The sequence below is a fragment of the Streptomyces sp. NPDC001852 genome (assembly GCF_042891825.1).
GTDB lineage: Bacteria > Actinomycetota > Actinomycetes > Streptomycetales > Streptomycetaceae > Streptomyces.
The window spans coordinates 61,759-74,060 of record NZ_JBIATN010000034.1; the positions used below are offsets into that span (position 1 = coordinate 61,759).

At 69.9% G+C, this 12,302-nt stretch carries 9 protein-coding genes; 5 read left to right on the forward strand and 4 right to left on the reverse strand.

Features of this window, described 5'->3' with window-relative positions; genetic code table 11:
• Positions 1-161: 161 nt before the first annotated feature.
• The 3 genes from ACFYZB_RS39495 to ACFYZB_RS39505 all read right to left on the reverse strand — a co-directional run bounded on the left by ACFYZB_RS39495 (position 162) and on the right by ACFYZB_RS39505 (position 4,095).
• Positions 162-1,520, reverse strand: coding sequence for an aspartate aminotransferase family protein (locus ACFYZB_RS39495; RefSeq protein ID WP_388766665.1), 1,359 nt, complete (start codon positions 1,518-1,520; stop codon positions 162-164).
• Between the two features lie 44 nt (positions 1,521-1,564).
• Entirely contained in the window at positions 1,565-2,860 is a 1,296-nt protein-coding gene (locus ACFYZB_RS39500; protein WP_388766666.1) for a lysine N(6)-hydroxylase/L-ornithine N(5)-oxygenase family protein, read from the reverse strand.
• A 458-nt stretch (positions 2,861-3,318) separates the two neighbouring features.
• Entirely contained in the window at positions 3,319-4,095 is a 777-nt protein-coding gene (locus ACFYZB_RS39505) for a helix-turn-helix domain-containing protein (RefSeq protein WP_388766668.1), read from the reverse strand.
• A gap of 314 nt (positions 4,096-4,409) precedes the next feature.
• On the opposite strand from ACFYZB_RS39505, the gene ACFYZB_RS39510 reads away from it, so the two are divergent.
• Positions 4,410-5,906 (forward strand): beta-ketoacyl-[acyl-carrier-protein] synthase family protein, encoded by a 1,497-nt coding sequence (locus ACFYZB_RS39510; RefSeq protein WP_388766669.1) that lies wholly within the window; start codon positions 4,410-4,412, stop codon positions 5,904-5,906.
• A gap of 138 nt (positions 5,907-6,044) precedes the next feature.
• On the opposite strand, the gene panB is transcribed toward ACFYZB_RS39510, so the two are convergent.
• Positions 6,045-6,911, reverse strand: coding sequence for a 3-methyl-2-oxobutanoate hydroxymethyltransferase (gene panB, locus ACFYZB_RS39515; protein ID WP_351203597.1), 867 nt, complete (start codon positions 6,909-6,911; stop codon positions 6,045-6,047).
• 259 nt (positions 6,912-7,170) lie between these two features.
• Here panB and ACFYZB_RS39520 point away from each other — a divergent pair, with 259 nt between their 5' ends.
• From ACFYZB_RS39520 to ACFYZB_RS39535, 4 genes are all read left to right on the forward strand, one after another.
• On the forward strand, positions 7,171-8,757 hold the full coding sequence (locus tag ACFYZB_RS39520) for an MFS transporter (RefSeq protein WP_388766672.1): 1,587 nt from the start codon (positions 7,171-7,173) through the stop codon (positions 8,755-8,757).
• 96 nt (positions 8,758-8,853) lie between these two features.
• The gene (locus ACFYZB_RS39525) at positions 8,854-9,483 is read left to right on the forward strand and encodes a TetR/AcrR family transcriptional regulator (RefSeq protein WP_351203601.1); all 630 of its coding nucleotides are present in this window, start codon (positions 8,854-8,856) and stop codon (positions 9,481-9,483) included.
• A gap of 187 nt (positions 9,484-9,670) precedes the next feature.
• Positions 9,671-10,720, forward strand: coding sequence for an endonuclease/exonuclease/phosphatase family protein (locus ACFYZB_RS39530; RefSeq protein ID WP_388766674.1), 1,050 nt, complete (start codon positions 9,671-9,673; stop codon positions 10,718-10,720).
• A gap of 119 nt (positions 10,721-10,839) precedes the next feature.
• A complete protein-coding gene (locus ACFYZB_RS39535) occupies positions 10,840-12,057 on the forward strand; it encodes an MFS transporter (RefSeq protein WP_388766675.1) in 1,218 nt (405 codons plus the stop codon).
• The last annotated feature ends 245 nt before the right edge of the window (positions 12,058-12,302 follow it).

Consider the following 12,302-nt stretch of genomic DNA (forward strand, 5'->3'; position numbering starts at 1 on the left):
GGGGCGCGGGCGGGGGAGGTTCGGGGGCCGGAAGCCGGTTGGCTCCGAGACTTCCGGTCCCCGAACCGGTTCGGGGGGCCGCATCGGGCCTTGCCGCCGACGGCATCCGGCCGGCGGCACAGGGGGCGGGCGGGTTCAGCCGGTGGGCGCCCGCCCAGATGTCAGGCGCCGGGCGAGGTCAGCCGGTCGAGGACGCGGTCGAGGACGTCCGCCGCGAAGTCGGCCTCCGCTTCGGTGAGGACGAGTGGCGGCAGTAGCCGTACGACGCAGTCGTCGCGGCCGCCGAGTTCGAGGATCAGCCCCTCTGCCAGAGCCTCGGACTGCACCTGCTTGGCCAGGGCGGAGCCGCGGGCGCCCGTCTCGGGATCAGTCAGCTCGATGCCCAGCATCAGGCCGCGGCCGCGAACGTCGCTCACCCAGGAGCAACGGTCGCGCAGCGCGGTCAGGCGGGCCATCAGCTGCTCGCCGCGGTCCCGCACGTTCTGCAGGATGCCGTCACGGCGTACCACGCGGACGGCCTCGGCACCTGTGGCGAAGGCCAGCTGATTGCCGCGGAAGGTGCCGGAGTGCGCGCCAGGGGCCCAGGTGTCCAGCCGTTCGTGGTACATGATGACGGCGGCCGGGAGCCCCATGCCGCTCAACGCCTTGGAGGCGACGACGACATCGGGTTCGATGCCGTACTGCTCGAAGGCGAACCAGGTTCCGGTGCGGCCGCAGCCGGTCTGCACCTCGTCGATGATGAGCGGGATGTCGAGTTCACGCGTGACCGCGCGAACCCGGCGGACGAATTCGAGCTCGGCGGGGATGACACCACCCTCGCCCTGGACCAGTTCGAGGATGACCGCCGCCGGCCTGGCGATGCCGCCGTTGGGGTCCTCCAGCGACTTCTCCAGGTAGGTGGCGCAGTTGGTCTCGCAGGCGTCGGGGCGCATCCCGAGCGGGCAGTCGTGGCACGAGGAGTAGGGGAAGAAGTGCACTCCCGGCATACCGTTCGCGATCGGGCTCTTCTGCTCGACGAGGCCGGTCAGCGCCATCGCCGCGTGCGTACTGCCGTGGAAGCCGCCCTGGAAGGAGATGATGTCGCCGCGGCCGGTGTACGTCTTGCAGAGCTTGATGGCGGCGTCGACCGCGTTGGCACCCGTGGGGCCGCAGAACTGGATGCGGGTGGTGCGCTGCATGGACTCGGGCAGCATGCCGAGCTGCTGCTCGACGAAGTCGTCCTTGGGCTCGGTGGGCAGGTCCAGACCGTGTACGAAAGTCTTCAGCTGCTTTTCGGCGGCTGCGAGCAGGTCCGGGTGCCCGTGACCGAGGGAGAGCACGCCGGCGCCGGCGAGGCAGTCCAGGAAGACGTTGCCGTCCAGGTCCTCGATCAGGCTGCCCTCGGCCCGCGCCACCGCGAAGGGCAGCCGACGCGGGTAGCTCCGGGCGTTGGATTCCCGGTCCGCCTGGCGTTTGAGCAGCTCGGAGCTGCGGGGGCCGGGGATCTCGGTGGAGATCCGGGGCTGGGTCAGCGAAGGCATGAGTCTGGTGTCTTTCCGTCGCGAGTGGGTGGCGGTGTGCCCGGTCAGGCGCCGACCGGAAGGGAACTGCGCTTGCGGATGGCGTCCAGCAGGGTCTGGGCACGCAGGGAGAGCAGGCTGAAGGAGCCGGCATCCCCGATGCCGTGCGAGGACTCGCACAGGCCGTTCAGGAAGAGCGGTGGGGTACCGGCGTAGGCGTCCGCGGCTTCCAGGGCGTAGTCCGCACTCACCCGCAGAGCCCCGGACTCGTCGGTCAGGAACCGGTCGGCCACGTCCTTGATGACCTTCGGGCAGAGCTCCTGGTGCTCGCCGGGGCCGAGGTCCCGGAAGCCGGTCGCGACGACGACCAGGTCGAAGGAGTCGGTCTCCACGGCTCCCGTGTTGAGCTCGCGCAGTTCCAGGACGGCCTTGCCGTCCCGCTCGGCGGCCGACACGGCCTGGAGGTTGCCGTCGACGAACACCATTTGCTCGCCGTCCAGCCGCTGCTCGTACATGAGGAGGTACAGCTCCTTGAGGACGTCGCCGTCCACCGAGGAGTAGTTGGTGGCGTGCATGTAGGCGTCCAGCCGGCGCCTCGCCTCGGGCGAGACCTGGTGGTAGTACTCCGTGAACGCGGGAAAGTAGCCCTCCTCGCTGAACGGGCTGGTGTCCTTCAGGCGCAGACTGAAGGACCGCACGAGGTTGCGGACGCGGGTCTGCGGGAAGCGGCGGGCCAGGTCGAGGGTCAGCTCGGCGGCGCTCTGGCTGCCACCGATCACGGCCACGGACTCGGGTGCGCGGTCGGCCGTGAACTCCTGCAGCCGGAACAGGTAGTCGGTGAGGTGGAAGATGCGCCGGCTACCGGCAGTGTCGAAGGGGCCCGGGATGTACGGGGTACGCCCGGGGGCCACCACCAGGGACCGACCCAGATACCTCTCGCCGGTCTGCGCGGTCACGGCGTACAGCGTCTCGCCGTCCTGCTCCACCACGCTGACTTCCTCGGCCCGGCGGCCGTAGTCGACAACATGGTCGAAGTGCCGGGCCACCCACGTGATGTAGCGGGCGTACTCCTTGCGGAGCGGGAATTCGATGGGCAGGTTGAGGTGCTCCAGCAGTCGGCCGTTCTCGTGCAGGTAGTTGAGGAACGAGTAGCGGCTGCGAGGGTTGCGCAGGGAGACCAGGTCGCGCGAGGGGTGGTTCTGGATGTCAGAGCCGTCCAGCAGCATGCCTGGCTGCCATGCCGGTTCCGTCCGTGCTTCCAGGAAGCGGGCGCTGAGGCCCGTCTCCTGTTCCTCCAGCGCAATGGCCAGAGCCAGATTGGCGGGACCGAATCCGATGCCGACAATGTCATGAATGGTCACGTGTTTGCCTTCTCATCTGGGCCGCCCCGGCCCTTTCCCTGATGCCCTGCAGAGCTGTTCAGCGAAGGTCCGTATGGAATACCGGACAGATAATTCCCGTACGCCATGGAAGGAGAAAGGAGGGGTAAAAGCGATGGGACGCCAGGCGGTCGCCCCAGGTATGTGGGCGGGAGCTGCTGAACTGGCCGGCGCATTCGAATTATCGAAAACCTTCAGGGCCTGCTCGGCTCTCGCACGACAGAAAGATTGGCAGCGGGGCGCGATTCAGTCAAGCGGCAATAAATTGCCGCCCCTCGAAGTAAAGTATCGGCATGTTTCTGCCGTACTCAGGAACCCCACCGGAAGGCATGCGGCAAATATTTACCGCTGTACAGGGCTGACACCCCGTGACAAAGTAAAGCCCCGGGCCTCAGAAGAGGTACCCGGGGCTGTCTTTACGCGCAAGGGGGGCGGAGTGATCAGTCGGCGGAGGAGTGGGGCATGGCGGCCGTGTGGTGCGGCACGACCACCACACAGCGCAGGCCCTGGTTGTAGGGCGGGACGAGGACCTGGGACGTGACGATCAGTTCCTCCGGGGATACGTGAGGGAGCGAGAGCCGGAACCGGTGCCCGTGACGGTACGCGACGAGGCGCGTCCGGCTGTCCCAGATTTCCCGGACCTCGGGTACGCGTAGGGCTTCCTCGGCCAGCGCGGCCAGTTCCACCTCTTCGGGGCTGCTGGCCAGCCCGAACCGCAGGAGCGCGAGGTAGGTCTCGGCGTGCGTGCGCCAGTCGATCAACTGTTCGCGCGCCTCGGGCGTGGTGAGCGCCCAGCGGATCAGGTTGGCGCCGGACTCGGTGACCCACGGGAACCATTGGGCCATCAGCCGGTTGTGGCCGAGGATGTTCCAGGCGCGGTCGGTCAGGTAAGCCGGCATGGACGTTTGCGCCTCGACCACCTGGACGAGGGTGGTCGTGGCCACCTGATGGGCGCCGGCGGGCGTCCCGAGGGGAGCCCCGCCGAGGGCCTGGGTGTAGAGCACTGTGCGCTCGTCCGGGCCCAGCACCAGCGCCCCGGCGAGTCGTGCCAGTACGTCCGGAGTGAGCGAGACGGCGGCTCCGCTCTCCAGGCTGCGGTACCAGCGCTCGCTGACCTGCATCCGCTGGGCGACCTCGGTCTGCGGCAGCGCCTTGTTGCGCCCCAGCTTGACCCCTGCCTCGCTCCGCCATGCCCGGAGCAGATCCGGGAGTCCCATAGACGAAGTAAGCAAATCAGACATAAAACCAATACCGCCCACATGCAGAACACTACGGATAGCCATGCCCTCTTACGTGAGGACAAACGAACCACAGTGTAAGTGGTCGTCACAAAGAGTGCCTGGGGTGCAGGTTGGGGCATGGTCCGAATTCGCCTGAGTTTCACGGATACACCACTCCAGTGGGCACCGGTGTTCCTTACCCAGAGAAAGTCATCACTGCCATGAGCCTGCCGGGTATATCGCCCCCGCCTTCCGTCCGCCCGGTTCCCCGCAACGAAGGGCGCTGCACACCGCAGCCCCGTCGTCCCTCATTGCCGGAACGGCTTCGGGACGGGGACCTGGCCACGGTGCTGTGCACTGACGGCTCCCGTGTCGTCGAGCGTGCGTACACCCGCCGGTGGGGCATCTGGCACGAGGGACTGGACCGGCAGGGAGGCCGCCCCCTGTCCGACGCCGAACTACGGGACCGAGCACACGAGGACGGCACCGTGGTCCGCTTCACTCCCCGCCCGACGACCGAGCGGCAACCCCGCTCGCGCCGGCGCGTGGTGATCACGGGGCTCGGTGCGGTCAGCCCGCTCGGCTTCGGTGCGGCCGAGATGTGGCAGGGGCTGGTACGGGGCCGAAGTGGTGTACGGACGTTGCAGGGAGCGGAGTTCGCCGACCTCCCCGTGCGTATTGCCGCCACCGTGCCGGACGATCCCGGTGAACGGATCCCTCCGGCCCAGGCCCGCCGGATGAACCGGGCCTCGCAGTTCGCCGTGCTCACGGCCCGGGAGGCCTGGCAGGACGCCGGCTTCGACGCGACCGGCACCGAGCGCAGCGGCCTCGATCCCGATCGGGTCGGCGTGTCGATCGGGACCATCATCGGAGGCGCCCCCGTCCTGGTGGACGGCGATCGGCGGCTGCGCGATCGTGGTGCCCGCGCCGTGCCGCCGCTCACCGCGCCGATGACCGTACCGTCCCAGGCGGCGGCCCAGATCGCCATCGACCTGGGCATCACCGGCGAAGCCCGAACCGTGGTGAGCGCCTGTGCCTCGGGAACGGAAGCGATCGGGCAGGCCATCGACCGCATCCGGTACGGCCACATGGACGTGGCGCTGGCCGGCGGAGCCGAGGCCGTGATCACCCCGGCGGTCATGGCAGCGTTCTCCGCGATGCGCGCCTTGTCCACCCGGAACGACGAACCGTCCTGCGCCTCACGCCCGTTCGCCAAGGACCGCGACGGCTTCGTCCATGGCGAGGGGGCCGGCCTCCTCGTTCTGGAGGCGGAGGAGCACGCCCTGGCACGTGGCGCTCGCATCTACGCAGAGGCCGCCGGATGGGGGCTCTCGGCCGACGCGCACCACATCGCCAGCCCCGACCCCTCGGGCAAAGGGGTCGCCCTGGCACTGCGCCGCGCGCTGGCGGACGCCGAGGCGCATGCGGTGGATGTGGTTCATGTCAACGCCCACGCCACGGCCACCGTCGAGGGGGATCTGGCGGAAGCGACGGCCCTGCGCACGGTGTTCCAGGGCTCGGGGGAATACCCGCCCGTGCCCGTCACCTCGGTCAAGGGCAATCTCGGGCACCTCCAGGGCGCGGCCGGTGGGGTGGAGGCCGTCGCGTCCGTGCTGACCCTGCATCACCGGCTCGTCCCGCCCACCCTGGGGTGCGACGACCTCGACGACGCGATCGGTCTGGACGTGGTGAGGCCGGTGCCCAGGGTGCTGCCACCGGTGGGGGACCTGGTCCTGAGCAACTCCTTCGGCTTCGGCGGCCACAACGCGGTACTGGCCGTGCGTCGCTACGGAGCGGGAGCGGCCTGAGCCGGGCGGTGGTGCACGCGTTGCATGCCGTTCTCCGCCCCGGAGACGACCGATTCGCCGCTGCCAGGACGCAGTTGAACAAGGGCAGCCCGCCGACGGGGGAAGATCGGCGGGCTGCCCGGGTGTTGCCGCAGTGGCTCAGTGGACGGAGTGCTCCTCCAGCGGGAACGTCCCGGAGACGACCTCCTCGGCGAACGACTTCACCGCGTTGCCCATGACCTCACGCAGGTCGGCGTACTTCTTCACGAACTTCGGCACCCGGCCGGAGGTCAGGCCGAGCATGTCCGTCCAGACCAGCACCTGCGCGTCGGTCTCCGGCCCGGCGCCGATCCCGACCGTCGGGATGTGCAGCACCCGCGTCACCTCGGCCGCCAGCTCCGCCGGGACCAGTTCGAGGACGACCGCGAAGGCGCCGGCGTCCTGTACGGCCTTCGCGTCGCGCAGCAGCTGCTGCGCCGCCTCCTCGCCCCGCCCCTGCACGCGGTAGCCCATCGCGTTGACGGACTGCGGGGTCAGGCCGATGTGCGCCATGACCGGGATGCCGGACTCCACCAGCAGCCGGATCTGCTCGTGGGAGCGCTCGCCGCCCTCCAGCTTGACCGCGCCGACGCCCGCCTCCTTCACCAGCCGGGTCGCCGAGCGCAGCGCCTGTACCGGGCCCTCCTGGTAGGAGCCGAAGGGGAGGTCGCCGACGATCAGGGCGCGCTGCGTGCCGCGGACCACGGCCGCCGACAGCATCGTCATCTCGTCGAGGGTGACGGGTACGGTCGTCTCGTACCCGAGGTGGCAGTTGCCCGCCGAGTCGCCGACCAGGATCACCGGGATCCCGGCCTCGTCGAAGACGGACGCGGTCATCGCGTCGTAGGCGGTGAGCATGGGCCACTTCTCGCCGCGTTCCTTGGCGAGGGTGATGTCGCGGACGGTGATGCGGCGGGTGCCCTTCCCCCCGTACAGCGCCTTGCTGCCGTCGGAAGGCTTGTTCTGGGCAGCCGAAAGCTGCGTCATGGCAACGGCTCCTTCAGTCATCTCGAGGCGCCCTGACGGCGTCCCCGGATCGACTCCATGGTGGCACCTCGTGCCGGACAGGGCCAGAGGGGTCCCCTGTGATCCCCACCCGCGGCCGATCCGCGCTCATGCCGGAAGCGAGCGTGCGAGACCAGCCTGGTCGGGCGGGCGAGGCCGGCCTCGGTCGAGCGTGTAAGGCCTTGGTAAAGAAGTGAGATACGAGACCGTTCCGTATCGAAATGGTCGTACGCTCGAACGCATGACAAGTCCCGTCCCTGCCTCCCGGATACCGGAAGCGGTGCACCGGCGCCGCTGGGCGATCCTCGGCGTGCTGATGCTGAGCCTGCTCATCGTGGTGCTCGACAACTCGATCCTGAACGTCGCCATCAAGACCATCTCCAGCCCCGCGCCGACCGGCCTCGGCGCCTCCCAGGGGCAGATCGAGTGGGCGATCAACGCCTACACCCTCGTCTTCGCCGGCCTGCTGTTCACCGCCGGCCTCATCGGCGACCGCCTCGGCCGCAAGAAGGTGCTGCTGGGCGGCATCGCCGTGTTCGGCATCGGCTCGATGCTGGCCGCCGAGTCCGGCTCGCCGGACCAGCTGATCGCCTACCGCGCACTGATGGCCCTCGGTGCCGCGTTCGTCATGCCCGCCACCCTCGCCGTGCTGATGAACGTCTTCGAACGCGAGGAACAGCCCAAGGCCATCGGCATCTGGGCGGGCGGGGTCGGCCTCGCCATCGCCATCGGGCCGATCACCGGCGGCGCGCTCCTCGACCACTTCTGGTGGGGCTCGGTCTTCTTCGTCAACGTGCCGATCGTGATCGTCGCGCTGGTGCTGATGACCTGGCTGGTGCCCGACTCCCGGGACCCGAGGCCGGGCCGCCTCGACCCCGTCGGCGTCGTCCTGTCCGTCGTCGGCCTGGTCCTGCTGGTCTACGGCATCATCAAGGGCGGCGAGCTCGCCGACTTCACCGACGCCAAGGTGCTCGCGACCATCGTCGCCGGTCTCGTCGTGCTGACCGGCTTCGTCCTCTTCGAGAAGCGCAGCGACCACCCCTCGCTCGACGTCACCTACTTCAAGAACAAGGTCTTCTCGGCCGCGATGAGCGCCATCGCGCTGGTCTTCTTCGCGCTGATGGGCGTCACGTTCTTCGGTGTCTTCTACACCCAGAGCGTGCGCGGCTACTCCCCGCTGGAGTCCGGTGTGCTGATGCTGCCGCTCGCCTGCGCCCAGCTGATCTTCGCGCCGCGCGCCCGGCTGCTGGTCGACCGGTTCGGCAACAAGGCCACCACCACCGCCGGCCTGGTGCTGATCGCCGCCACGCTGGCCGCGTTCGCCACGTTCGAGGCCGACACGCCGATCTGGATCCTCGAGGTCGTCTTCTTCCTCATGGGTACCGGCATGGCGCACATCATGACGCCGACCTCGGTCGTCATCATGCAGGCGCTGCCGCGCGAGAAGGCCGGCTCCGCCTCCGCGCTCAGCAACACCTTCCGCCAGGTCGGCGGCGCGCTCGGCATCGCCGTCCTCGGCTCGGTGCTCGCCACGTCCTATCGCAACGGCATCCAGGACAAGCTCGGCATGCTGCCGCCCGCCCTGCGCGACAAGGCGGCCGAGTCCATCGAGGCCACCCTCGGCATCGCCGGCAGGCTCGGGCCGCAGGGCAAGGCCCTGGTCACCCCCGCCGACGACGCGTTCCTGCACGCCATGCACGTCACCGCCCTGTGCGGCGTGGGCGTCGCGCTGATCGGTGCCGTGGTGACGGCCCTGTTCCTGCCCGGCAGGCCGCCGGCCGCCGAGCAGGGCGAGCAGGAAGCGGAGTTGGTCGCGGCCGCGGACTGACGCGGACCGCGGCCGTACCGGTCGTACACACGATCAGACGGGGGAAGGAGGCCGCTGCGGGACAATTCCCGCAGCACAGTGAGAGGACGGAACGACGTGAGCCTTGCCGAGAGCCGGCCGCGGCCGGACGGGCCCGTGCGGGGACGACCCCGCAGCGAGGCCGTGGAACGGGCCATTGTGGAAGGCGTGGTGAAACTCCTGGAGGACGGCGTACCGCTCGCCGAACTCTCCATCGAGCGCGTCGCACGCACGGCCGGGGTCGGCAAGGCCACCATCTACCGCCGCTGGAGCGGCAAGGAGGAACTGTTCGTCGACGTCATGCGCGCCGCCGAACCCCCCGACCCGGTGCTCCCCGGCACCTCCATGCGCGACGACCTGGTCGCCCTGCTGGAGTCGCTGCGCCAACGCGGCCTGGTCAGCCGCTCCTCGGCGATCCTGCACAACGTCTACGCCCAGATGAAGTCCAGCCCCAGGATCTGGGCGGCGTACCACGCCGCGGTCGTCGAGCCCCGGCGCGTGCTCGGTCTCGAGGTGCTGCGCCGCGGACAGCGCAACGGCGAACTGCGCGCCGACGTCGATCTGGAGCTGGCCAACGACATGGTCGTCGGCCCCATGCTCGTGCGTGCCGTCCTGCGTCCCGACGGTGAACTGCCCGAGGGTCTGGCCGAGAGAATCGTCGACACCGTCCTGGAAGGCCTACGGCCCGTCAGCTCGACAGCCTCGTAGCACCCATGTGCGCGTTGTGTCACAGACCCCCGCGTTCCGGGGCTGACCGGAACTCCCCGCCGCGCTTCGTTCGTCCTCGTCTTCCGTACGGCCGTCATGGGACGGCGGGATCGGAGCCGATCATCCCCTAGGGTCGGATGAACACGGGGGAACGACGGTGTGCACGGCAGGCAGTGAGGCAGACGGTATGGCGCAGCAGGCGTACGTGACGGAGACGGACAACGGCGGCTCGGGGCCCGAGCGACCGGGATCCCGGCTTCGGCGCCTGCTGCACCGCCTGCTCGGCGGCTGGCGCGACGACCCGCGCATCTGGCGCCGGGGCATCGTCCTCGCGGCCCTCGCCCTCCTCCTCGCCCTGGTGATGCTGCTGCACTCGCGCATCCCGAACCGGGTGGGCAACCTCGGCAGCCTCACCGAGACGTTTCTGCCGTGGCTGGGCCTCGCCATCCCGGTACTGCTGCTCCTCGGCCTGCTGCGGAGGTCGGCCACCGCGCTGGTCGCCGTACTCCTCCCGGCGATCGTGTGGCTGAACCTCTTCGGCGGGCTGCTCACCGACAAGACGGGCTCCGGCGGCGACCTGATGGTGGCGACCCACAACGTCAACGCCGAGAACCCCGACCCCGCGGCGACGGCCCGCGAGGTGGCCGCCTCCGGCGCCGACGTGCTGGCCCTGGAGGAGATTCCGGGGACCGCCGTGTCCACCTATGAGCAGGCGCTCGCGCCGACGTACCGGTACCACGGGGTCGAGGGCACGGTCGGCCTGTGGAGCAAGTACCCGCTGAGCGATGTGCGGGCGGTGGACATCAAGCTCGGCTGGACGCGCGCGATGCGGGCCACCGTCACCACGCCCAAGGGCCCCGTCGCGGTGTACGTCGCCCACATGCCCTCGGTGCGGGTGAAGATGGACGCCGGGTTCACCGCTCAACAGCGCGACACGAGCGCCGACGCGCTCGGCGAGGCCATCGCCGCCGAGTCCCTGAAGCGCGTCGTCCTGCTCGGTGACCTGAACGGCACGATGAACGACCGTTCGCTCAACGCCGTCACCTCCCAGATGCGCTCCACGCAGGGCGCGGCGGGCAACGGCTTCGGGTTCAGCTGGCCGGCGTCCTTCCCGATGGCGCGGATCGACCAGATCATGGTCCGGGGTGTCGAGCCGGAGAGCTCCTGGACACTGCCGCGCACCGGCAGCGACCACCTTCCGGTGGCTGCCCGTGTGAAGCTGGACACGTCGTCGTAACCCCTTGGAATACTGGGCCTGAGAGGCTTTGTTCCGTACTTGAACATATGCTGTACGGACTCCGCTCTCGTCGACTCCCACGTCGGGTCGACCCATACGTTGAAAGGCACAGGCCCTTCATGCCCCTGGCCCTGCTCGCTCTGGCCGTCGGCGCTTTCGGCATAGGTACGACCGAGTTCGTGATGATGGGCCTGCTGCCCGACGTCGCGAACGACCTGCACATCTCGATCCCCACCGCCGGACACCTGGTCTCGGCGTACGCGCTGGGCGTGGTGATCGGCGCCCCGCTGCTGGCCGCGCTCACGGCCCGCATGTCCCGCCGTACGGTGCTGATCGCCCTCATGGGGATGTTCGTCGTGGGCAACGCGCTGTCGGCGTTCGCCCCCGGCGACGACGCGCTGCTGGCCGCCCGCTTCCTCAGCGGCCTGCCGCACGGCGCCTTCTTCGGCGTCGGTGCCGTCGTCGCCACGGCGATGGTCCCGCCGGAGCGCAAGGCCCGCTCGGTCTCCCTGATGTTCCTCGGCCTGACCGTCGCCAACGTCGCGGGCGTGCCGGTGGCGACGCTGGTCGGCCAGCACCTGGGCTGGCGGGCCACCTTCCTCGGCGTGAGCGTGATCGGCCTGGCGGCGATCGCCTCCCTGGCCCTGCTGATCCCGCACGACCGGGGGCGGGCCGCCTCCTCGGCCGGCCTGCGCGGCGAACTGGCCGCGCTCAGGTCCGTACCGGTCTGGCTGGCTCTGGGTACGACGGTGGCGGGTTTCGGCGCGCTCTTCGCGGCCTACAGCTACGTCACCCCGATGCTGACGGAGTCGGCCGGGTTCGCGGAGGGCGACGTGACGCTGCTCCTGGCCCTGTTCGGTGTGGGCGCGACGGCCGGCAATCTGCTGGGCGGCCGCCTGGCGGACCACTCCCTGCGGGGCACGCTGTTCGGCGGCCTGGCTTCGCTGGGGCTCGTGCTGCTGCTGTTCCCCGTGCTGATGCGCGCCGAGTGGAGCGCGGCGCTCGCGGTCGCCCTGCTGGGCATGGCGGCGTTCGTCACGGGTTCGCCGCTTCAGCTGATGGTCATGGAGAAGGCGGCCGCGGCCCCGTCCCTCGCCTCCTCCGCCAACCAGGCGGCCTTCAACCTGGCCAACGCCGGCGGCGCCTGGGTCGGCGGCCTGGCCCTGGCGGCGGGCTTCGGTACGACGTCCCCCGCGCTGGCGGGCGCGATGCTGGCGCTGCTGGGTCTGGGCGTGGCGAGCGTGGCGTGGGCGGTGGACCGGCGGCGGGTGACTCCGTCCGCGGGGCGGGTGGTCACCTCCCACGTGCCGGGAGAGCCGGCGGCACTGCACCACTGACTCCGACGGCCACAGCAACGGTGACGGCGGCGACTGTGTCGACGTGGCCTCCAAGTCGGCGTAACCCTGGGCGTGTTGGCATCGTTGATGCTCCGTTGTATGTGTGGGGCGGGGGCCGTACTGTTGTGAGTTCGCCTCATGGACGGGGGAGTGATGGCGTCTTCGACGGCATGTCCGGGTTGCGGCCGGGGTACGGCGACATGGGCCACGGAGTGCGATGCGTGCGGTACGACGCTGACGGCCCC